Here is a 21,841-nt window from a genome sequence, read left to right as displayed (position 1 = left end):
ATGGGATTCGGTCCTCCGGGATGAGACGGGATATGGGATGTTCCCAGGCACGACGTTGCATCCGTGTGCGTTGAGCCAGTCCGCTGGGCGCACGACTCGCGCTGTTAGGGCGCGACGACGCGGGCGGTATCGGTCAAGGGTGGGAGGAGTGTCCACATTCGGGCTGGGGCCAGGGGTTGGGCCGTGATCAGGAGGCCGGTCTTCAGGCGGTCCTCCACCACCCTCGCCCCGTACACCTCCCCGGACACCGGAGTGACCGCCAGCGCGAAATCACCCTTCGCCTTGAGCTTGACGTTCTTGGTCCGGCCATCCCGCAGCTCCACCTCGAACGGCTTGTCCGGCGTCCCCTTCCCCGGCATCACCTGGACCCGTACCTTGCCCGGTCCTCCGAGCGCGGTGAGCACCAGGCAGGTGCCCGCGCCGTTGCGGGCCACCGTGCTGCCCAGGTCCAGGGGTGGGGTGCCGGCGGTGAAGGCGACGTCGGAGCGCTCGCCCGTGCCGGTGATAATCAGACCGGCCACGATCGGGGTCGAGGACGTCAGCACCAGGGCCGCCGAGGAGCCGCCCACGCCCGTGGTGACGTCCAGGGAGACCACGCTTCCCGCGGGCACGTCCAGCGACTCGCGGCCCTTCATGGCGTACTGGGCGTCCTCGCTCACCGCTTTGATCCGCACCAGAGCGTCGGCCTCGCCGGGCGCCGCGACCAGGAGCTCGCGGCGGCCGCCGCCTCCGGGGATTCCGGGTACGACGACGCGGGTGGCGGGCGGGGCGGCAGCGGGGAGCCAGTCGACGCCTCCGGTCTCCAGGGTGGTCCTGGCGGCCACCGCGAGCCGGCCGAAGACGGTGGTGACGCTCACCGCCATGATGTCCGCTGACGGGGCGAGGGTCTTGAGGTCGATCTCCCGGTGTTCACCTGGCGCGATCTCCAGCCCCGTGCCCTTGTCGCCCGAGATCGGCCCCTCGGCCGCGTAGACCTGCACGTCCGCGAGAGCCGGCGCCTTGTCGGCGTTCGTGAGGTGCAGGCGCACGTCGGCGTCGGCGGGCCCGGGGCCCACCAGCCAGGTCGCGGGAGCGGGCTCCGTGCAGCGGACTCCCGAGAGGCCGCGCTCCGCGCCTTCGGTGACGCGGGTGAGGTAGCCGGCCTCGAGCCCGGCGGGACCGTTGGTCACGTACGGCTTGGTGTTCGTCACCTTCTCCTGGGTCAGCGTGCCGGGCAGGTAGAGGCTGACCTGCTCGCCCTTAAGGCCTGGGCATACGGCGGTGACCGACTCGACGGGCACCTTCCGAGGTCCCTGCTGCGACGGCGCGTGCGCCGGAGGGGCCGGTCTGGTGACGAACGCGACGCCGTACAGGGCCGCCAGAGCGACGACGACCAGCGCCAGCAGTCCGAACCGGTTCTCCACGAATGCCTTCATGATCCATCACCGGCCCGAACCACGCCGAACACCTTCACGACGCACCCACCGGCACAGCGACTGGTGACTCGACGCCCTCGGGGGCGTTCTCGCGCCGCCCGGGCGCCGCCAGCACCGCCACAGCCAGCACCAGGGCTCCCTGCGCCCACAGCCAGGGCGTGTGCAGGGCGCTCGCCGGCTGGGAGGGCACGCGGGTGACAGGCTCGACCAGGCGCCACAGCCCGCCTGCCGCCGACAGGCTCATGCGTTCCAGCGACGGCTGCGAGTCGAGTGTCCTGGTCACCTCGGGTGAGACGGGCGGCGCCACGGCCACCATCAACACGCCGAGCCGGGCCAGCGTGGCCGCGTCCCCGCCGCGCCCGCCGATCAGGCCCTCCGCCGCCGTCGCCAGGCGGGTGCGGGCCTCGGACGCGGTAGGAAGCTCGGATTCGCCGATCAGCGGCGTGCGGCCGTGCAGCACGGTGAACGAGGACCCCTTGATCACCAGCGTCCGTTCCCCATGAGCGGTAAGGGTCGTCGCCAGCACGGGCAGCGTGTCCGGCGCGTCGCCCACGAGCGGCCCCCGCACACCGTTCACGACCCAGTAGCCGGCGGCCAGCAGCGGCGTGCTGAACGCCACCGCCGTCACCACGACGGCCCCCAGCCGCCGCAGCCCGCCCCCGGCACGTAGTTCGGCGAGCCGGTGGGCGGTCAGGCCCACGAGAACCACGAGCCCGGTGCCCGCGAACGCCAGCGGCACCCCCGGCCAGGCCGGGGAGCCCTCGACGGTGACGCGGCTGACCAGGATCGCGGCCAGCACCCCGTACAGGGTGACGCCCCAGCCGATGGCGACGATCATGCGCTGGCGGCGCATGAGGAGCGCGGCCAGGGCCGTGACCACCAGGCCCCCGCTCACCCAGAACGGCGGCAGCCCCGGCCCTCCGGGGTTGAGCGCCAGCAGCGACTCGGGCGCCGCCCCCGCGTCCACCAGCGCGGGATCGTGCAGGCCCGCTTCCAGCAGGATCCTGCCAGGGGAGGCCACCAGATCCGCCAGCCACGGGAACAGCAGCGCCACAGGCACCACGAGTGCGATGGCCATCGAGGTCACCACGCCGCGGAACGCCACGGCCGCCAGCACCCCCAGCACGGCGAGGAGCGGGTAGACCAGCGGCACGAACGCCGTCCCCACGGCCAGCAGCAGCCCGAGCCCCCATGCGGCGCGGCGGGCGCGGCGCCGGTCGCGGGACAACATCACCGTCCCGAGCCAGGCGTAGACCGGCACCAGCACGAACACCACGGCCGTGCCCAGCCGTCCCGCCGCGATCGCTCCCGTCGCGACCGGGAGCAGCGCGTACGTCCCAGCCGCCCACGCCCGCGCGGGCACCGCCGGGATGATGTGCCTGGTGGCCAGGTAGGCGGTCGCACCCGCCAGCGGCACCGAGCCGAGCAGCAGCACGGACACGGCCAGCCAGGTCTTGCCGAACGCGAGCGTGGACAGGGCCGCCAGCACGGCGACGTACGGGGGCGCCCAGGCGGTCGAGCCGAGCCCGATGTCGTGGAAGCCCTCGGTGTAGAAGGCCCACAGGTCGCCGGCGCCGCCCGTCACGGGGACGAGTGCGCCGCCGCCGAGCCGTTCGCCGCCGAGCAGGGACCGTTCGGCGACCAGCGCGACCACGGTCAGGGCCAGCATGAGGACGACGCCGGGGCGGCTGAGGAAGCGCTTGACCGCGCCGGTGTCCGACGGCACGACCTCGTACTCCTCCTCCGTGGTGGAGGAGGCGTGGTGGTGACGGCCGGCCGACTCCACGGGCGCCTCGCCGGCGAGGAAGCTCTGCACCATGTCGGTGAGCCGCCGCCAGGCCGCACCGCGAGGGGTCATAAACCGCTTGATGCGGTTATATCCCTTCTTGCGGCCGTGCCGGCGGGCCCGGCGCGCCCTCAGCAGCCGGAACGGGTGCAGCAGGACCGACCCCATGGCGACCATCTCGTCCAGCGCGTTCGCGGGCTGCTTGCTCACCACGAACAGCACCGTGCGGAAGGCCGAGCCGAGCACGTTCCGCAGCAGCGCCCAGAGCATGGCGCCGAACGGCATGTTCGCCATCACCACGAAGATCGCGTTGCGCCTGTCCAGCCTGCGCGGATGGTCGCCGCTGACCGTGATCCTGCGCCGCCTGCGGGCGGCCGCCTCGGCGTGCCAGGCGACGGCGGAGGTCACGTTCAGGACCTTGTGCCCGGCGTTGCGCACCCGCCAGCACAGGTCGAGGTCGTCGCGGAACAGCGGGAAGAACGGGTCCAGCCCGCCGACCTTCTCCCACACGTCGCGCCGGATCAGCATCCCGGCCGTGGACACCGACAGCACGTCCCACGTCCCGTCGTGCTGCCCCTGGTCGAACTCGCGCGGCTCCAGCCCCGTGTCCCTGCGCCCGGTGCGGCCCACGGTCACGCCCACCTCGAGCAACCGCCGGCGGTCGAGCCAGTCACGTAGCTTCGGGCCGAGCACGGCGGCCTTCGGATCCAGCGACGCCGCCGTGAGCAGCGCCTCCAGCGCGTGTCTGTCAGGGGCGCAGTCGTCGTGCAGCAGCCAGATCCACTCGTCGGACCCCGCGGGCGGCAGCTTGGTGAGCACCTCGGCGACGGACTCGCCGAAACCGGTGGAGCGTGGCAGGGAGATCAGGTTGCCGCGGCCGAACGCCTGGGCGAGCAGGTCGGCCGAGCCGTCCCTGCTGCCGTTGTCGACGCCGGCCACGCGGTCGGGCCTGCGACTCTGGCCGACCAGAGCGCGCAGCGTCTCCCCCAGCCAGCGCGCGCCGTCATGGGCGACGACGATCGCGGTGACATAGGGACGTGACATGGGTGGTGCTCCTGAGGGGGGTTGATCAGGCGCGCCCACCATATCGGTGAAAGAGGGGCAGGAGATGTGAAGGGGGTCACACGGTCGCCCGCCTGACCCCCTTCAGCCATATACCTAAACGGCCTGGCGCTTGATCCGTCTGCGCTCTCGTTCGGAAAGCCCTCCCCAGATGCCGAACCGCTCATCGTGCTCGAGTGCGTATTCGAGACACTCGGCACGGACCTCGCACGATCGGCAGACCTTCTTGGCCTCTCTGGTGGAGCCGCCCTTCTCCGGGAAGAACGCCTCCGGATCCGTCTGCGCGCACAACGCGCGCTCCTGCCAGCCGAGTTCTTCAGCGTCAAGCTGATCCTGTGCGATGACCGGATCGGTCACTGCACACCTCCCTGCCGCCCGCCCGCAATGGAGCCCCCCATGGACGCCTTCCTTATTACCCACCCACTGGAAGGCGTAACAACATGGTTGTAATTACACGCGTGCGCCGTAGCTGACGTCAAGCGGCATGCAGCTATCCGGGGAAAGACCAGACCTCGCCCCGGTGTGCTTGGCATGTGATGTTCACACCTGGCCGACACCCTTTGCGCTCGGCGTCGGCAAGGCTCGTTCAACGTGTCAGCGGTCCGAACCGTACCAGGGCGGTATAGACACCCGCCCGTGGCCCACCTTCTCTCTAGCCGTTCATTGCCGGTCCGTTACCTGCGGGGCTCGTTGGGGGTGTATATGGCTGTCGGGTCGATCGGGTCGTCTCCCGGGCGGGTGCCGTAAGCCGAGGAGTCGAGCCGCATCGTCGACTCTCCGACGCCCTCCGTCTGGGGCCAGCCCGGCTGCGGCGCCTGGTGAGTGGGCTGGTACTGGCCCTGCTGGGGCTCGTATCCGCCGTGCGGGGGCTGCTGCGGGTGGCCGAACGGGTCGTCGTAGGGCCTGGGCGCCTGGTTGGAGTAGTCGGGCACGCGCAGCTCGGGCTGGGTGCCGACCGTGGAGTGCTGGTACGTCTCGGCCTGCTGGTAGGCGTCCATGAGCTGCTGCGACCGCGGGTCCACGGGCGGGTCCGGCTCCTGGTACGGCGCGGCGTACTCGTGGCCGGAGTACCCGGTGAACGGCTGGCCGCCCTGCGAGTCGAAGGCGGTCTGTCCGAAGTGCTGCTGCTCGGCGGCCGGGGGGTACGGGACGTTCGGAGCAGTGTCGGCCGGCGGCGTCTGGAACGCCTGGCCGGCGAAGGCGTTGGGCGTGGTGTCCGGCGGGGCGTACGGGTTCTGGTGGTCCGCGGGCGGGGCATAGGGGTTGGGCTGATCCGCGGGCGGGGCGTACGGATTGGGCTGGTCGGCCACGGGGGGCGCGTAGGGGTTCGGGCTCGGCTGGCCGTAGACGTTCGGCGAACTGTCGGCGGGCAGGTACGGGGCGGGCTGGTAGTCGGCCGGCGGCGTGGCGTAGTCCTGGACCGAGGGAGCCGTGTCGGCGGGGGCATAGGCCGACTGGCCGAAGCTCTGCGGCGAGTAGGCCTGGTCCGGCTGGCCCTGGTCCGAGGGGGCGGCGGGCAGGGCGCCTCTGATCTGCTGCGGCTGGTACGGCGCGGGCTGCTGCGCTGGTGGGGCGACCTGCGGCTCGGGCTGCTGGTGCTGGGCCGCCTGGGGCTCGGGCTGGCCGCCGAAGCTCGGGGGCTGCTGGCCGTACTGACCCGACTGGGGCTGCGAACCGTACTGGCCGGACTCGGGCTGCGAACCGTACTGGCCGGACTCGGGCTGCTGACCGTACTGGCCGGACTCGGGCTGCTGGCCGTAACCGGGCTGCGGGGCCGGCTGAGGCTGGCCGTACGCGCCGGTGGGCGGCTGCGCGCCAGGCTGCTGGCCCGACTGGGGCTGCTGGGCGTAGGGGGGCTGGCCGTAGGCGGAGCCAGGCTGGGGCTGCTCGGGCTGGCCGTAGGCGGGACCCGTCTGGGGCTGCTCCGGCTGGCCGAACTGCTGCTCCGGCTGGCCGAACTGCTGCTGCTGCCCGAAATATGGGGGCTGCTGGCCGAACTGCGGCTGCTGGTAGACCTGCGCGGGCCGTTCAGGAAGGATCTGCGGGAGCAGATAGACGAGCGCGACGGCGGCCAATGCGATGTAGGGCACACCCAGGAGCACCATCTGCACCGTCACCCAGCCGCCGATCCCGGCGAAAAGGCCGAGCAGCAGCGAGAGCACGCCGAACACCGCGGCCAGCACCAGCCCGGCCGCCGACCCGTACATAATGGGCTTGGCCTTGGGCGACGGCTCGCCGACCTTGGTGACCAGCACCACGGCGCCCAGCAGCAGGGCCGTCACGACGGGGTTCGTCAGGTTCAGGACGTTCCTGGCTGCGCGCACGGTCAGGGCCAACCCGGACGAACCGATGAAGACGTCACCGATCGTCAGCACCACGGTCAGCAATCCGGCGACGAGCATGATCCAGGCGGCCGGCTCTCTCAGCCGCGCAACGTCAAATTTGCTCACAACTACCCCCAACCGGGCCTTTTGGTCCGAAGGGAGTTTGCCACATCACTGACACATGCGGCGGGAGTCCCAGGAACCTCCCACATCCCAATTCGGTCTACACCTGGCATTTCTCTCATAACAGGTTGGGTAAAACGACTCCCGGGAAGGGCCTGTCAGGGGCCGATGGAAGACTGGGCGGCATGCACATCGTGTCACTCGCGGGCGGTATCGGCGGCGCCCGCTTCCTGCGTGGCCTGCGCGCGGCCGCACCAGACGCCTCGATCACGGTCATCGGCAACACGGGCGACGACATCACCCTGTTCGGTCTGCGGGTCTGCCCAGATCTCGACACCGTGATGTACACCCTGGGCAACGGCATCGACGAGCAGCAGGGCTGGGGACGGGCCAAGGAGTCCCACGTCGTCAAGGAGGAGCTGGCCGCGTACGGCGTCGAACCGCAGTGGTTCGGGCTCGGCGACCGCGACTTCGCCACCCACATCGTGCGCTCGCAGATGCTGGAGGCCGGCTACCCGCTTTCGCAGATCACGCAGGCGCTGTGCGCCCGCTGGCAGCCGGGCGTGCGGCTGCTGCCGATGACCGACGACCGCTGCGAGACCCACGTGGTGGTCGAGGACGAGCACGGCAAGCGCGCCGTCCACTTCCAGGAGTGGTGGGTACGCCTGCGCGCCTCGATCCCGGCGCAGTCGTTCGCGCTGGTGGGAGTCGACACGGCCAAGCCCGCGCCGGGCGTGCTCGAGGCGATCGAGCAGGCCGACGTGGTGATCCTGCCGCCGTCCAACCCGGTCGTGAGCATCGGCACGATCCTGCAGATCCCGGGCATCCGCGACGCCCTGCTCCCCAAGACCGTGGTCGGCGTCTCGCCGATCATCGGCGGCGCGCCGGTCAGGGGCATGGCCGACGCCTGCCTGACGGCCATCGGGGTGGAGACGACAGCGCAGGCCGTCCTCGAGCTGTACGGCTCGGAGCTGATCGACGGGTGGCTCGTGGCGGAGGAGGACGAAGGGGTCGCGCTCGACGGTGTCCGGGTGGTCGCCCGGCCGATCCTCATGCACGACGCCGACGCCGCGGCCGACATCGCCCTCACCGCCCTCGACCTCGCCCAGGAGCTCCACCGATGACCGGCTCCACCCAGGCGCCGCGGCTTGAAGTGATCGCCGTGGCGGGCATCGGCGAGGTGCGGCCGGGGGATGACGTGGCGGCCCTGCTGCGGCACGCCGACGTGCGCGACGGTGACATCGTGGTCGTCACCTCCAAGATCGTGAGCAAGGCCGAGGGCCGGATCCGTCAGGCGCCCGACCGCGTCCAGGCGATCGAGGACGAGACCGAGCGCGTGGTGGCCAGGCGTGGCGACACTGTGATCTCGCAGACCCGCCACGGGTTCGTCATGGCCGCCGCCGGGGTCGACGCCTCCAACACCGAGCCGGGCACCGTGCTGCTGCTGCCCGAGGACCCCGACGCCTCGGCCAGGCGCATCAGGAAGGGCCTGCCCGTGCGCGCGGGCGTGATCGTCTCCGACACGTTCGGCCGCCCGTGGCGCAACGGGCTCACCGACGTGGCCATCGGGGTGGCGGGCGTGCGCCCGCTCGATGACTTCCGCGGCACGTCCGACGGCTACGGCAACGAGCTCAACGCCACCGTCACAGCGCTGGCCGACGAGATCGCGGCCGCGGCCGAGCTGGTCAAGGGGAAGCTCGGCGGGGTGCCGGTGGCGATCGTACGCGGGCTGTCCCACCTGGTCACCGATGACGACGGGCCCGGCGTGCGGCCGCTGGTGCGGGCGGCCGACGACGACATGTTCCGCTACGGGTCGCGGGATGTCGTGTTCGCCCGCCGTACCATCAGGGAGTTCTCCGACCGGCCCGTCGATCCCGACAAGGTGCGCAGGGCGGTGGCGGCGGGCATCGCGGCGCCCGCGCCGCACCACACGACGCCGTGGCGGTTCGTGCTGGTCGAGTCGCCGGAGACCCGGACCAAGCTGCTCGACGCCATGCGTGAGGCCTGGATCGAGGACCTGCGCGGCGACGGGTTCAGCGAGCAGTCGATCGCCAAGCGGATCAAGCGGGGCGACGTGCTGCGTAACGCGCCTTACCTGATCGTGCCCTGCCTGGTGATGGAGGGCTCCCACACGTACCGGGACGATCGGCGCAACGCGTCCGAGCGGGAGATGTTCGTGGTGGCGACCGGCGCGGGGGTCGAGAACCTCCTCATCCAGCTCGCCGTGGAGGGGCTCGGCTCGGCGTGGGTGTCATCCACGATGTTCTGCCGCCCGGTCGTCCGCGAGGTGCTCGATCTGCCTGGCTCGTGGGATCCGATGGGCTGCGTGGCCGTCGGTCACGCGGCCGCACCGCCACGTGACCGCGCGCCCCGCGACCCGGACGACTTCATCGTCACGCGCTGACCACATCGGAAAGCCCCAGTAAGCCGCCCGTTTACTCTTAGGAAAGTTTCCTTTACATTCGAGGCATCCCCCCATGTAAAGGAGCTCTTCAATGAGAAGGACTCTCACGTTAGCCGCCGTGGTGGTGATCGCCGTCGCCACCACGGTGTTCAACACCGCGCCCGCGTTCGCGCACGGCTATGTGAACTCCCCACCCAGCCGGCAGGCCAACTGCGCCCAGGGCAAGGTGCCCGACTGCGGCAACATCATCTACGAGCCGCAGAGCGTGGAGGGCCCGAAGGGGCTGCGGAGCTGCAACGCCAACCTGCCGCAGTTCGCGCAGCTCAGCGACGAGAGCAAGCCGTGGCCCGTCACCCAGGTGGGCACCACGGTGACCTTCACCTGGACGTTCACCGCCAGGCACGCCACGCTCAACTACGAGTACTACATCGGCAACACGCGGGTGGCCGTCTTCAACGGCAACGGCCAGCAACCGCCCGCCACGGTCTCGCACCCGGTCAACCTGTCCGGCTACTCGGGCCGGCAGAAGGTGCTGGCGATCTGGAACATCTCCGACACCGCCAACGCCTTCTACTCCTGCATCGACCTGCAGATCGGCGGAGGTGGCGGCAACCCGACGCCCACCCCCACCCCGACCGTCACTCCGACGCCCACCCCGACGCCCACTCCCACGCCCACGACGCCCTCGGGCACGTGGAAGGCCGGCACCGCGTACGCGGTCGGCAACATCGTGACCTACAACGGCGTCACGTACCGCTGCATCCAGGCCCACACCGCGCTGGCCGGCTGGGAGCCGCCCAACGTCCCGGCGCTCTGGCAGCGCGTCTGACGGAAAGGGGGGCGCCGGTGCGCCCCCCTTCTCATGTGGTCGGCTTGCAGGTGGGATGGCAGAGCCGGCGGGCCAGAGCGGCGAGGAAGACGTCGATGATCTCCCCCGGCTCCTGGGCCTCGTGCAGGGAGCCGTTCGTGGCGGCCGCGATCTGCGACAGGCTGCCGCGATCGACGCCCTTGCCGAAGGCGATGATGACGATCTGTACGGGCTTGTCCGGGTTCCATTCGCGCCGCAGCGTGTCGAGGAGCTCCGGCAGCGTGGTGCCCTTGCCGTCGTCCTTGCCCGCCGTGATCACCAGGAGCGAGTTGTTCATCTCCTCGCGGTACTCGCCGGTGACCTTACGGAAGCCCCTGAGTATCGCGTCGTAGAGCGAGCTGTCGAGGTCGGGATGGGCGGTGATGTCGCCGGTCGCCTCGGCGAGGCGGCTCTTGCGGATCACCTGCCCCGTCTCGGGCTCGTTGATCGGGCCCAGCCCGACCCGCTCCCGGTAGTTCCTGATGCCGCCCACCCGATCCGCGAACTCCCACAGGCCCATGTGCGTCGAGTCGGGGAAGAGCTGCAGCCCGATCTTGGCCGCGTCCAGCGCGATCCTGATCCTGGTGCTGCCGTTCAGCGGCTCCGCCATGTGCTTGGAGGTGTCGGCCAGGACGAGGATGTTCGTCGGCGGGGCCAGCCGGCTCCAGGCGCGCAACGCCTCGTCGATGTCCTGCGGCGACACCGACGACCTGGTCTTCGGCGCAGCCGAGGGGATCTGCGGCCCCGGTGAGATCGGCCCCTGGGCGCCGTCGCCCGACCTGAACCCCGCCCGCCGCACGATCTCCTGCGCCTGCGGGCCCTTCAGCCAGTCGGCGAAGACCGTGGACGCCTCGGCCACCGCGGGGTCGCCGGCGGTGACGACATACGGGTAGTCGAGGTTGATCGTGCCCTCGCGCGGATGCAGCGCGACGACCGGGTCGGAGGAGGGACGCAGGTTGTGGTTCCACACCGACTGCTCGGGGACGATGACGACCGGGCGCTGCCAGAACGTGTGGTCGTCCACGGCCGCCAGCATGCTGCGGTAATCGGGGGCGGAGCCGGCCTGCGCCCACCGTACGAACGCGGTCAGCGCCTTGTCCGCCTCAGGTCCTGTGCCGACGACGTCCCTGGCGGCGGCCACGGTCGCGATGCCCGCCCCGGCCAGTGACGGGTCCGGTACGCGTACGACGTCCGGCTCGTTCGCGTTGGGCCGCAGCCGCCCGCGCACGGTCGGGGGGAAGACCATCCGCCAGTTCATCTCGGTCTTGCCCACGGAGAAGCGCTGGGCCAGCGACGAGCGGGTCGCGAACACCAGCGGCGACGTCGCCACCACGCTCTCACCGGCGGGCAGCGCGTTCGCGCCCTGCTGGCGGGCCAGCCTGATCCAGGCCGACGAGTCCGCGATCCACCCGTCCGGCCGCTCGCGCAGCACGCCCGCGCGGTCGCCGATCAGCGTGCGCAGGACGGTGGCCGGCGGCTGCTCGGTCACCTGGACCAGAACGCACCGGCCGCCCACCGCCGTCTTCGTCTCGTTGAACCGCCCGGCGGCCTCCATGACCGCCGGCGCCACGTCGTCCGCGGCCGCCACGCTGACCAGAACAGGCTCTCGCGTGCTGCACAGCACGCCACCGCCGCCGAACACCACGACGAGGCCGCCGACGACGATGGCCACGGCCGTGAGGCCCGCCAGCATGCCACGCTGGAACGCCTTCCTGCGGCGTTGCTCGGGGGCCAGCGCGGCGCGGTGTCGACCCAAGCGCACGGTGAACCTCTCTCCAGGGGAGTGACGATTCTCGCAGTGCCTCCCACAGCGGGCGCAAGTGTTGCTAGAACATGTTATAGCTACGCCATCGGCAGCACTCTCCTGACGCTCTTGCACACGCCGTCGCTCGCCCGGGAGGCTTCCAGCCGCTCCTGCGTGGGGGTGCCGTACTCGGTGGTGCGCTGCCTGACCGGCCTGCCGGTGACCTCGACCATCTCCCGTAGCTCACTGATGGTCTTGTACGAGCCGTTCTCCGAGCCCGCCATCCGGCTGATGGTCTCCTCCATGAGGGTGCCGCCGAGGTCGTTCACGCCGCCCTGGAGCACCTGGCGGCACAGGTCGTCGCGGAGCTTCACCCAGGAGCACTGGATGTTCTTGATCGCGCCGTGCAGGAGGATCCTGGCCAGCGCGTGCACTGCCCGGTTCTCCTCCGCCGTGGGGCCCGGCCTGGCGATGCCCGCCAGGTAGATGGGGGCGCTGGTGTGCACGAACGGCAGCAGCACGAACTCGGAGAAGCCGCCGGTCTCCTCCTGGATGCGGCGGATCAGCTTGATGTGCCGCACCCAGTGCAGGTGGTTGTCCACGTGCCCGTACATCATGGTGGACGTCGTCGGAATGCCTACCTTGTGGGCCGTCGTGATGACCTCGACCCACTCCTTGGCGGGCAGCTTCCCCTTGGTCAGCACCCACCGCACGTCGTCGTCCAGGATCTCCGCCGCCGTCCCGGGAAGCGAGTCGACGCCCGCCTCCCTGGCCGCCTCCAGCCAGGCCTGGATGGACATGTCCGTACGGCTCGCCCCGTTGATGACCTCCATGGGGGAGAACGCGTGCACGTGCATGCCGGGGGTCCTGGCCTTGACCGCCCTGGCCAGGTCGAAGTACGCGGCGCCGGGCAGGTCGGGGTGGATGCCGCCCTGCATGCAGACCTCGGTCGCCCCCGCCTCCCATGCCTCCTGGGCCCTGTCCGCCACCTGGTCGAGGCTCAGGGTGTACGCGTCGGCGTCCGTCCTGCGCTGGGCGAAGGCGCAGAAGCGGCAGCCGGTGTAGCAGACGTTGGTGAAGTTGATGTTCCTGTTGACGACGTACGTGACGTCGTCGCCCACGGCCTGCCTTCTGAGCTCGTCGGCGATGGCGGCCAGCTCCTCCAGCGCCTCCCCTTGTGCACCGAGCAACGCCACCGCCTCGGCGTCGCTCAACCCCGCCGGGTCCGCCTGGGCCCGCCTGAGCGCCTGCCGCACGTCACTCGGCGTCCCGGCCGCTTGTGCGGCGGGCGCCTCGTCGGCCGGGCTCGGCTCGACGCGTACGGCGGGGGCCGCGGGTGTGGACGTCGGGGTGAGGCGGTCGCGGAGGGCGTCCCAGTCGCCGTAGACGTGGTCGAAGTCGTCCCGCCGGTCGTGGGTGCGCCCCGACGTGTCCACCTCCACGTGCAGGTCGACCCGCCCCGACGACGCGAACCCCCCGTCAGGCTCCTGCCACGGCAACCCACGCAACACCGCGTCCTCACGAGCCAGCCCGGTGGCGGGGTCCGCCAGGGCAGCCACGTGCGCGGACACCCGGGGATCGAGCCACGGCTCCCCAGCCAGCACGTACTCGGGATAGATGGTCAGCCGCTCCCGGAGCACGAACCCGGCCTCGGCGGTGCGGGAAGCCAGGTGGGAGATCTGCGGCCAAGGACGCTCAGGGTTCACGTGGTCGGGGGTGAGGGGCGACACTCCGCCCCAGTCGTCGATCCCCGCCCGGATCATCAGCTCGTACTCCGAGTCCACCAGGTTGGGCGGGGCCTGGATGCGTACCCGTGGGCCGAGCACCAGACGCGCCACCGCGATGGTGGCCGCGAGCTCCTCCAGGTCGGCATCCGGCAATCCCCGCATGGCCGTGTCCGGCTTGGCGCGGAAGTTCTGGACGATGACCTCCTGGATCCCGCCGTACTCGCGCGCCACCCGCCGGATGGCGAACAGCGACTCGGCCCGGTCCTCGACGGTCTCCCCGATGCCGATGAGGATCCCGGTGGTGAAGGGCACGTTCGTCCGGCCCGCGTCCTCCAGGACGCGCAGGCGCACCGCCGGGTCCTTGTCCGGCGACCCGTAATGGGCCTGCCCCTTCTCCTCGAAGAGCCGCCGCGACGTCGTCTCCAGCATCATCCCCATGGACGGCGCGACGGGCTTGAGCCGCTGCAGGTCGCGCCAGGTCAGCACGCCCGGGTTGAGGTGCGGCAGCAGCCCCGTCTCCTCCAGCACCCGGATGGCCATGGCGCGTACATAGGACAACGTGTCGTCATAGCCATGCGAGTCGAGCCACGAGCGGGCCTGGTGCCAGCGGTCCTCCGGCCGGTCCCCCAGCGTGAACAGCGCCTCCTTGCACCCCATGGCCGCCCCCTGCCGGGCGATCTCCAGCACCTCGTCAGGGCTCAGGAACGGCGCCGGCAGCTTGTTCGGCGCGGTCGCAAAGGTGCAGTACCCACAACGGTCCCGGCAGAGCCGGGTCAACGGGATGAACACTTTCTTGCTGTACGTGATGATTCCTTCGCGGCCGGCCGCCCGTAGCCCGGCGTCACGTACGCGGGAGGCGTGTTCGAGCAGGGCGTCGAGGTGCTCGCCCCGGGCGTGCAGGAGGACGGTCGCCTCCGTGACGTCGAGGGCCTTGCCGTCGCGGGCACGCGCGAGCGCCCGGCGGAGCGCGGAATCGCTGACGAGAGTCATACGGGCACAGTACGACGAGCTGGGTTCACCGCCCGCACCCAGGGGCGCGTCTCAGAACGATCTGTAATCCCGCACCGGCATCCGCGGCCCCCGCGCAGGTGGGCGCAGGCCGGTGAGCCAGACCAGGACCGTGGCGCGATGCCGGTGCCCGTGGTACGGCTCCAGCAGCCGCATCATCCCGGGATCGTCGGTCTTCTCCCCGGTCAGGGCATATCCGACGAGCTTGGCCAGATGGAAGTCGCCGACGCTCACAGCGTCCGGGTCGCCGAAGGCACGCTGGCGCACCTCGGCCGACGTCCACACCCCGATCCCCGGCAGCGCGCGCAGCAGCCGATCGAGCTCCTCGGTGGTGGCCGCGGCCTCCAGCTTCTCGGCGTGCCAGGCGGCGTTCGCGATCGTCCTGGCGCGTACGGCCTCGGCGCCCGCGCGGTGCCAGTGCCAGCTGGGGATCTGCCGCCACACCACGGCCTCGGGCACCACCCGCATGCCTTCGGGCGCGGGTCCGGGTGCGGGCTCGCCGTACCGGGTCAGCAGCCACCGCCAGGCCCGCCACGCCTCCCGCCCGACCACCTTCTGCTCGAGCACGGCAGGCACGAGGGCCTCCATGACCCGGCCGGTACGCCCGATCCGCAAGCCCGGATATTTCCTGACAACCTCCGCCAGGACCTCATGCTTGACGATAAATCCGGAAGTGTCGTCGAGCGCGCCCAGCAACGCCGGCAACGCCTCCAGCACCCACTCCGCCCCAGACCCCCACGCCTGCCCGTGCACGCACCCGGCCTTGACGCTCACCCTGAGCGTGCACGGCCCGTCGGGCGTCCTGGACGTGCGCCACACGGACCCGTCACCGGTCTTGCGCCAGGTGGGATCGCCGCCGCCGCGCCTGTGGGGCTGCAACGCCAGCCCCACGTCCAGCGGCCCCTCGGGCACCCATCGACGCTCCCTCACCCATCCAGTCTCGCGCGCCCGGCCCCCTGCTCGAACCCACGAGCCTCGCTCCCCCGCCGTACTCCGGTGGAGGTCCCTGGACCCCGAGTCCTGGCCAAAGACCGTGCCCTCTGCCAGGAGCCGGGAGTTGATCGCTGCTTGTCGTAGTAGGCGCGTCCTTGGAAGGAAGGGCGCGGGGTGTGTCAGACGTCGCTCGAGTAGCGCATCGCGCGCTCGGGCAGCTCGACGCCCGGCCAGATGCGCACGCCGTTCTGCAGCTCGTTGCCCGGCCCCACGATGGCACCGTCGCCGATCACCGCGTCACTCACCACCGTGCCCGCGCAGACCCGCGCTCCCCTGCCCACCACGGAGTCCGTCACGCAGGCGCCCGCCTCGATGACGCAGTCGTCGGTCAGCACCGAGCCCACCACCGTGGCACCCGCCTCGATCACGACTCGCGCGCCGACCGCGGTGCCGCCCTCGACCTTGGCCTCCGGCGAGACCTGAGCCCCCTCCAGCGCCAGGTATTCGCCCGTCGGCCCGGGCAGCGCGGGCGAGGACACCCGGCCCAGCACCAGGTCGCGCGAGCCCTGCACGAACGCCGCCGGCGTGCCGACGTCCAGCCAGTACGTGCGGTCCGCGTACCCCAGCACCAGCTCGCCCGACTCGATCAGCCCGGGGAACGTCTCCCGCTCCACCGACACGACCTCGTCCCGCGGGATCGAGTCGATCACCGACCGGCTGAAGACGTAGCAGCCGGCGTTGATCCGGTTGGTCACCGGGTTGGGGGTCTTCTCCAGGAACGCGGTCACCCGCCCCGTCTCGTCGGTCGGCACGCACCCGAATCGCGAGGGATCGTCGACCTCTGTCAAATGGAGCGTTACAGCGGCCTGTCGTGTGAGGTGAGTGCGCACCTGCTCGCCGATGTCATGGCCGGAGAGGATGTCGCCGTTCAGGATGAGCACCGGGTCGGAGGGCCCGGACGTGAGCGCCTCGGCCGCGTTGCGGATCGCGCCGCCGGTGCCCAGCGGGGTCTCCTCCGTGATGTATTCCAGCGAGAGCCCGAACGCCTCGCCGTCACCGAAGGCCGGCTCGAACATCGACGCCTTGTACGAGGTCGCGAACACGATCCGGCGCACGCCGAAGGAGCGCGCGCGGGCGAGTTGGTGGGCCAGGAACGGAACGCCGGCGGTCGGCAGCAGCGGCTTCGGCGTGCCCAGTGTCAGCGGACGCAGGCGCGTGCCCTGCCCCCCGACCAGGAGGATCGCCTCGAGGTCTGGCAATGAGCTCTCCATCACTCCGTGAAGGTTACCGAACTATTCGATCGCGCGTTGATAAGAGCTGAGATGCGCCTCTGCCGAGGCGTCCCAGGTGAACTCGCGTGCTCTTGCCAGCCCCGCCTCCCGCAGTTGCAGCCTCCGGGCGGAGGAGCCCAGCAGGTCTCCGAGAGCCGTGGCGATGCTGTCGACATCGGGCTCAGTGTAGGCCACCGCATCGCCGCCGACCTCGGGTAGCGAGGTGCTGTGTGTCGTCAGGACGGGAGCGCCGCAGGCCATGGCCTCCAGCACCGGCAGCCCGAACCCCTCGCCCCGCGATGGGAAGGCGACCACGAGCGCTCCGCCCAGGAACCCGGGCAGGTCGGGCGCGCGCAGGTAGCCGGGCCGGATGACCCTGACCGTGGCCCCGACCTCGCGGCAGGCGGCGTCGACGTCGTCCTCGTGCACGCCGCCGCCGATCACCAGCGCGGGCGGCTCGCCCAACTGCTTCACGGCGGTGGCGAAGCCGCGGATGAGGTTGGGAACGTTCTTACGGGGGTCGAGCGCGCCCAGGAACGCCACATAAGGCTGGCCGTGCAGCCCACACCGCAAGGCGACCCGGCGGATCTCCTCCTCGGTCGGCGGGTGGAACTGCGCCAGATCGACCCCGTGGTAGGCGACGTCGATGCGCGTGGGATCGGCGGAGAGCACGCGGACGAGCTCGTCCCTGGTCGCCTTGGACGGCACGATCACCCGCTTGGCGTGGCGCACGGCCGTACGCGTGGCGGAGCGGAAGAACGACGACCGCGAGCCGTGCTGGTCGGGCTCGGTGAACCAGGTGACGTCGTGAATCGTCACCACGGTCGGCAGGCCCGAGCCGAGCGGGATGGAGTAGTAGGGGGCGTGGATCACGTCCACCCCCGCCTGACGGGCGAGCAGCGGCAGACCGGTCTGCTCCCAGGCGAGCCTGACGGCCCTGTTGGAGATCGCGACGGGCCCTGGGATGACCAGAGCCGAGGGCGCGAGGCTCCGATACCGTTCAGCTTCGGAGCGCTGGCAGACCACGGCCAGGTCTGCGCCGGCCCGGTCGAGCGCGGCCACGAGCCCATCCACATATCTGATCAGCGCGCCGCGGTCAGCGGGGACCGCTGCCGCGTCGACGAGCACTCGAGGCATTACGAAGATCTTCTCCCCTCAAGATCAACGTGGGACTGGTCGTCCCCCTCTTAGGTTCAGCCTATGACCAGCCTCCCCTAAATCGTGGGTCAAATCACACCGAGTCGCGACGGGCCGCGATTCCCGCCAGACCGGCGCAGATCAGATCCCCCACGACGATGACGATGCGCGACGAAAGCGCCACGGCGATCGCTGCGCCGCGGTCCAATTGGGGCGCCAGCACCGCGACCATCGCGATCTCCCGCACGCCCGCGCCCGCCGGGACGACGAAGGTCATGATGCCCAGGCACCACGACAGCGCGAAGGCGCCGACCGCGAAGAGCACGCCGCCCTGGGGGGCGACGAAGTAGAGGTGCACGCCGTAGAAGAGCCAGCCGGCCAGGGCCCAGCCGAGCGCGGTGAGCATGCCGCGCCGGGTGAGCGGGCGTTCGAGCGGCTCCCGCTTGAGCCTGCGCAGGGCGTACCCGATCACGCCGTTGATGACCTTGGGCTCGAGCAGGACCAGGAGCAGCGGGATGATCAGCAGTAGCCAGCCGTACTGGTCCCAGCCGAGCGTGACCAGGGAGACGAGCAGTCCGGTGGCGAGCTGGATGGGCATCATCAGGAAGAACGCCGCCGCGCTGCGCGAGCGCGGCACGCCGAGGTCGCGGCCCATCTCCATCTGGGCGAGCATCGGCCAGACGGCGCCGGGGATGTACTTCCCGAGCTGGCCCACGAAGAAGACCTTGGCCGCGGGCCTCAGCGGCAGCGGGGAGCCGAGGTCGGCCAGGAGGGTGCGCCAGGTGAGCATGGCCCCGAGCAGGGCGAAGACCACCGCGGCCAGCGAACCGGCCAGCGCGGCCGGCGACAGCCGGGCGAACCCGGCCACCACGGCGTCCCACTGCTTGGCCACGGCGTACGCGCCGAACCCCAGAGCGACCGCCAGGAACACGTACCGGACCACCCTGCGGAGGAGCGACCGCGACGGCGCGGCCTCCGTGTTGTCACGTTGTTCCACGGTGTCCTGACTCATAGCGGGCGGACCCGCTCGGGGGGTTGCGGCAGCGCGGCGCCCGCGGGCCGTCGCGGGGTCTTGGTGGCCACCCACAGGTACGTCGGCACGAGCGGCAGCATCAGCCTAAGCACCTCGCGAGGCGTGCGAGCCAGCACGCCCTGCGCGATCCGCCCGAGAGCGCCCGGGAACAACTCGCCACCCGCGAACCGGCCGGGCGTGGCGAGCACGGGGAAGGTGTAGTCCCACACGTGGAAGGCCCTCAGCATCCTGCGCAGCCCGCGCCGCGTCCTGAACCGCTCGTAGTAGTGGTCGGCCCGCCCGAACGCCCGCACGTAGCGGTCGGCCAGCGCGGGCGGCAGGTAGGACAGGAACGGCAGCTTGTAGTGGGGCTCCATGACGCCGAGCCGGTTGCCGAGCCCCAGGTAGAGCACCCCGTCGTCGGACAGCACGCGGCGCATCTCGGCCACCACCGAGTCGGGGTCGACCACGTGCTCGTAGATGTGGTTGAACACCAGCACGTCGATCGATCCGTCGGGGAAGGGCAGCGCCGTGCCGTCGCCGCAGACGAAGGCCACCCGCTCGCCGAACCGGTCGGCGGCCTTGCGCAGCCCCGGCACGTCGATGTCGATGCCCAGCGTGTGCTTGGCCCCGGCCTGCGCGAGCTCGTCGGCGATGAACCCCGCGGAGCAGCCCACGTCGCCCACCGTCAGCCCGCCGAGCGGCCCGCGGAAGTGCTCGAGCACCGCGATGATCTTCGCAGCCTTCCGTCTCCGCTTGCCCTCGTCGAGCATGGCGGACTGGAACTCCGAGTATTCGAGCTGCGCGACCCGTTGCTTACCCACGAGGACCCACAGTACCTAAACGGGCTTTGGTACGGTGGCCGACCTGGCAAGACCCAGACGGACGGGGGCGAAGTGGCAATTTTCGACAAGATCCGCGGTCAGTTCATCGACATCGTCGAATGGCTGGACGACAGCCGGGACACCATCGTCTGGCGCTTCCCCCGCCACGACAACGAGATCAAGATGGGCGCCCGGCTGATCGTCCGCGAGTCGCAGGTCGCGGTCTTCGTCAACGAGGGGCAGATCGCCGACGCGTTCGGGCCGGGGACGTACACGCTGGAGACCCGGAACCTGCCGATCCTGTCCACGTTGATGGGCTGGAAGTACGGGTTCGAGTCGCCGTTCAAGGCGGAGGTGTACTTCGTCAGCACGCGCCAGTTCGCCGACTTCAAGTGGGGCACCCAGAACCCGGTCATGGTGCGCGACCCGGAGTTCGGGCCGGTGCGGCTGCGGGCGTTCGGCGCGTACTCGGCCAGGGTGACCGACGCCCCCGCCCTGCTGCGGGAGCTGGCCGGGACGGACCCGCAGTTCCGTACCGAGGAGGTGGAGGGCTACCTGCGGCAGATGGTCGTGGGCCGGCTCGCCCACGCGCTCGGGACGACCGGGCTGCCCGTGCTCGACCTGGCCGCCAACCAGCACCAGATGGGGCGGCAACTGGCGGAGGTGCTGACGGCCGACCTGGCGGGGGTGGGCATCGCGCTCCCGAACTTCACCATCGAGAACATCTCGCTGCCGCCCGAGGTGGAGCAGGCGGTGGACAAGCGGTCGCAGATGGGGATCGTGGGCGATCTCGGGGAGTACGCGCGGTTCCAGGCAGCCGACGCGCTGGAGAACGCGGGCGGAGCCGCCGAGGGCATGGGCCTGGGCGTGGGCATCGCGGCGGGCCATCAGATGGCCGCCGCCCTGAGCCAGAACCAGAGTGGACCGCCGCCGCTACCTCAGCCCGAGCGGTGGTTTGTCGGCGTGAACGGCGAGCGGCGCGGCCCGTTCGACGCGGCGGAGCTGCCGGCCTCCGGGCTCACCCCGGACGCGCTGGTGTGGAAGTCCGGAATGCCGCAGTGGGCGCCCGCCCGCGACGTCCCGGAGCTACAGGCACTCCTGCGCGACACGCCACCGCCCTTCCCGCCCGCCTGAAGGACCTCACGTGACCTCCCCCACCCACGCCCCCGCCCATCCGTGCGCGGGGTGCGGCGCGAGCGTGGCGTTCGCCCCCGGCACCACCGCCATGCGCTGCCCGTACTGCGGCCTCGAGCAGCAGATCGCCCCGCCCACCCGCCAGGTGCGCGAGTTCTCCTACGAGGCGTTCCTGGCCAAACCCCGCGTCCAGACCCTCGCCCCGCACCAGTTCACCTGCCCGGGCTGCGCCGCCCGCACGGAGAGCGACGCGATCTCCAAGGCGTGCCAGTTCTGCGGCACGGTCCTGGTCGCCGACACCGCGAACGACAGCCAGATCGCCCCCGAGGCCGTGCTCCCCTTCACGCTCGACCGCGACGGCGCCAGGACCGCGCTCCGCTCCTGGGTGCGGACCCGCTGGTTCGCCCCCAATCGCCTCAAGAAGGTCACCGAGGCGGAGTCGATGAAGAGCACGTACCTGCCGCACTGGACGTTCGACGCGGGCACGGTCTCCGACTATGTGGGCCAGCGCGGCGAGCACTACTGGGTCACCACCTCGTACACCGACGGCAGCGGCCAGAGACGCACCCGCAGGGAGAGGCGGACCCGCTGGTACCCGGCCGCCGGCCGGGTGGCGCGTGACTTCGACGACGTCCTGGTCCCCGCCACCACCCAGGTGGAGGACCTGGACAAGCTCCAGCCCTGGCCGTTGAAGCAGGCGGTGCCGTTCCACCCGGACTACGTGGCCGGGCACCACAGCCTGCGCTACGACACCGAGCCACCGGTCGGCCTGGAGCAGGCCAAGCTCCACATGCGCGACGTCATCCACGGCGACTGCCGCAGGCACATCGGCGGCGACGTGCAGCGCGTCTTCTCGGTCGACACGAACTACTCGAACGTCATGTTCAAGCTGGTCCTGCTGCCGGTCTGGGCCGGAAACTATCTGTTCGGCGGCAGGACGTATCAGGTGCTGATCAACGGCGCGAACGGTGCGGTCCAGGGCGACCGGCCGTACAGCGCGGTCAAGATCACGCTTGCGGTTCTCGCCGCCCTGGCGGTGGTCGGCGTGGTCGTCTGGCTTTACCTGGCGAACCGCGCGTAGCCTGAGCCA

At 71.0% G+C, this 21,841-nt stretch carries 16 protein-coding genes; 5 read left to right on the top strand and 11 right to left on the bottom strand.

Annotation, left to right across the window (positions count from 1 at the left end):
- Window positions 1-104 precede the first annotated feature (104 nt).
- The 4 genes from ACQPWU_RS07350 to ACQPWU_RS07335 form a co-directional block, all read right to left on the bottom strand.
- Window positions 105-1,415: a DUF5719 family protein gene (locus ACQPWU_RS07350; RefSeq protein ID WP_433437882.1), complete on the bottom strand. Its 1,311-nt coding sequence runs from the start codon at window positions 1,413-1,415 to the stop codon at window positions 105-107.
- 34 nt (window positions 1,416-1,449) lie between these two features.
- Window positions 1,450-4,245, bottom strand: coding sequence for a glycosyltransferase (locus ACQPWU_RS07345; RefSeq protein ID WP_433437881.1), 2,796 nt, complete (start codon window positions 4,243-4,245; stop codon window positions 1,450-1,452).
- 114 nt (window positions 4,246-4,359) lie between these two features.
- Entirely contained in the window at window positions 4,360-4,620 is a 261-nt protein-coding gene (locus tag ACQPWU_RS07340; RefSeq protein ID WP_020546325.1) for a WhiB family transcriptional regulator, read from the bottom strand.
- A 317-nt stretch (window positions 4,621-4,937) separates the two neighbouring features.
- Window positions 4,938-6,713, bottom strand: a complete 1,776-nt coding sequence (locus ACQPWU_RS07335) for a hypothetical protein (RefSeq protein ID WP_433437878.1) — start codon at window positions 6,711-6,713, stop codon at window positions 4,938-4,940.
- Window positions 6,714-6,895: 182 nt separating this feature from the next.
- Here ACQPWU_RS07335 and cofD point away from each other — a divergent pair, with 182 nt between their 5' ends.
- From cofD to ACQPWU_RS07320, 3 genes are all read left to right on the top strand, one after another.
- Window positions 6,896-7,834, top strand: a complete 939-nt coding sequence (cofD, locus tag ACQPWU_RS07330) for a 2-phospho-L-lactate transferase (protein ID WP_433437877.1) — start codon at window positions 6,896-6,898, stop codon at window positions 7,832-7,834.
- Window positions 7,831-9,114 (top strand): coenzyme F420-0:L-glutamate ligase, encoded by a 1,284-nt coding sequence (locus tag ACQPWU_RS07325; protein WP_433437875.1) that lies wholly within the window; start codon window positions 7,831-7,833, stop codon window positions 9,112-9,114. The genes cofD and ACQPWU_RS07325 overlap by 4 nt, the downstream gene beginning before the upstream one ends.
- Window positions 9,115-9,205: 91 nt before the next feature.
- Window positions 9,206-9,943 (top strand): lytic polysaccharide monooxygenase, encoded by a 738-nt coding sequence (locus tag ACQPWU_RS07320; protein ID WP_433437873.1) that lies wholly within the window; start codon window positions 9,206-9,208, stop codon window positions 9,941-9,943.
- 31 nt (window positions 9,944-9,974) lie between these two features.
- Here the strand turns inward: ACQPWU_RS07320 and ACQPWU_RS07315 are convergent, their stop codons facing one another.
- From ACQPWU_RS07315 to ACQPWU_RS07285, 7 genes are all read right to left on the bottom strand, one after another.
- Window positions 9,975-11,723, bottom strand: coding sequence for a substrate-binding and VWA domain-containing protein (locus tag ACQPWU_RS07315; protein WP_433437871.1), 1,749 nt, complete (start codon window positions 11,721-11,723; stop codon window positions 9,975-9,977).
- 80 nt (window positions 11,724-11,803) lie between these two features.
- On the bottom strand, window positions 11,804-14,422 hold the full coding sequence (locus tag ACQPWU_RS07310) for a bifunctional FO biosynthesis protein CofGH (protein WP_433437869.1): 2,619 nt from the start codon (window positions 14,420-14,422) through the stop codon (window positions 11,804-11,806).
- 51 nt (window positions 14,423-14,473) lie between these two features.
- A complete protein-coding gene (locus tag ACQPWU_RS07305; protein ID WP_433437867.1) occupies window positions 14,474-15,370 on the bottom strand; it encodes a DNA-3-methyladenine glycosylase family protein in 897 nt (298 codons plus the stop codon).
- Window positions 15,371-15,552: 182 nt separating this feature from the next.
- Complete coding sequence (locus ACQPWU_RS07300) at window positions 15,553-16,632, bottom strand: sugar phosphate nucleotidyltransferase (RefSeq protein ID WP_433437865.1); 1,080 nt, start codon at window positions 16,630-16,632, stop codon at window positions 15,553-15,555.
- Window positions 16,633-16,665: 33 nt separating this feature from the next.
- Entirely contained in the window at window positions 16,666-17,781 is a 1,116-nt protein-coding gene (locus ACQPWU_RS07295) for a glycosyltransferase family 4 protein (protein WP_433437863.1), read from the bottom strand.
- A gap of 94 nt (window positions 17,782-17,875) precedes the next feature.
- Window positions 17,876-18,778 carry a lysylphosphatidylglycerol synthase domain-containing protein gene (locus ACQPWU_RS07290; RefSeq protein WP_433437862.1) on the bottom strand — a complete coding sequence of 301 codons (903 nt, stop codon included), beginning with the start codon at window positions 18,776-18,778 and terminating at the stop codon, window positions 17,876-17,878.
- 11 nt (window positions 18,779-18,789) lie between these two features.
- The gene (locus ACQPWU_RS07285) at window positions 18,790-19,617 is read right to left on the bottom strand and encodes a methyltransferase domain-containing protein (RefSeq protein ID WP_433437860.1); all 828 of its coding nucleotides are present in this window, start codon (window positions 19,615-19,617) and stop codon (window positions 18,790-18,792) included.
- Between the two features lie 72 nt (window positions 19,618-19,689).
- Between ACQPWU_RS07285 and ACQPWU_RS07280 the strand changes: the two genes are divergently transcribed.
- Together ACQPWU_RS07280 and ACQPWU_RS07275 are read left to right on the top strand one after the other, a co-directional pair.
- Window positions 19,690-20,751, top strand: a complete 1,062-nt coding sequence (locus tag ACQPWU_RS07280) for an SPFH domain-containing protein (protein ID WP_433437859.1) — start codon at window positions 19,690-19,692, stop codon at window positions 20,749-20,751.
- A gap of 10 nt (window positions 20,752-20,761) precedes the next feature.
- Window positions 20,762-21,832, top strand: a complete 1,071-nt coding sequence (locus ACQPWU_RS07275) for a hypothetical protein (RefSeq protein WP_433437858.1) — start codon at window positions 20,762-20,764, stop codon at window positions 21,830-21,832.
- Window positions 21,833-21,841: the final 9 nt, after the last annotated feature.

This window comes from Nonomuraea sp. CA-141351, from assembly GCF_050944675.1.
Classification (GTDB): Bacteria; Actinomycetota; Actinomycetes; order Streptosporangiales; family Streptosporangiaceae; genus Nonomuraea.
The sequence above is the reverse complement of the archived record's forward strand: the minus strand, read 5'-3'. Positions and strand labels throughout refer to the sequence as shown.

What these genes read in the sequence shown, in the direction of transcription:
- ACQPWU_RS07350 (WP_433437882.1), bottom strand. Translation starts at nt 1,415, where the DNA reads ATGAAGGCATTCGTGGAGAACCGGTTCGGACTGCTGGCGCTGGTCGTC.
- ACQPWU_RS07345 (WP_433437881.1), bottom strand. Translation starts at nt 4,245, where the DNA reads ATGTCACGTCCCTATGTCACCGCGATCGTCGTCGCCCATGACGGCGCG.
- cofD (WP_433437877.1), top strand. Translation starts at nt 6,896, where the DNA reads ATGCACATCGTGTCACTCGCGGGCGGTATCGGCGGCGCCCGCTTCCTG.
- ACQPWU_RS07325 (WP_433437875.1), top strand. Translation starts at nt 7,831, where the DNA reads ATGACCGGCTCCACCCAGGCGCCGCGGCTTGAAGTGATCGCCGTGGCG.
- ACQPWU_RS07320 (WP_433437873.1), top strand. Translation starts at nt 9,206, where the DNA reads ATGAGAAGGACTCTCACGTTAGCCGCCGTGGTGGTGATCGCCGTCGCC.
- ACQPWU_RS07310 (WP_433437869.1), bottom strand. Translation starts at nt 14,422, where the DNA reads ATGACTCTCGTCAGCGATTCCGCGCTCCGCCGGGCGCTCGCGCGTGCC.
- ACQPWU_RS07295 (WP_433437863.1), bottom strand. Translation starts at nt 17,781, where the DNA reads ATGCCTCGAGTGCTCGTCGACGCGGCAGCGGTCCCCGCTGACCGCGGC.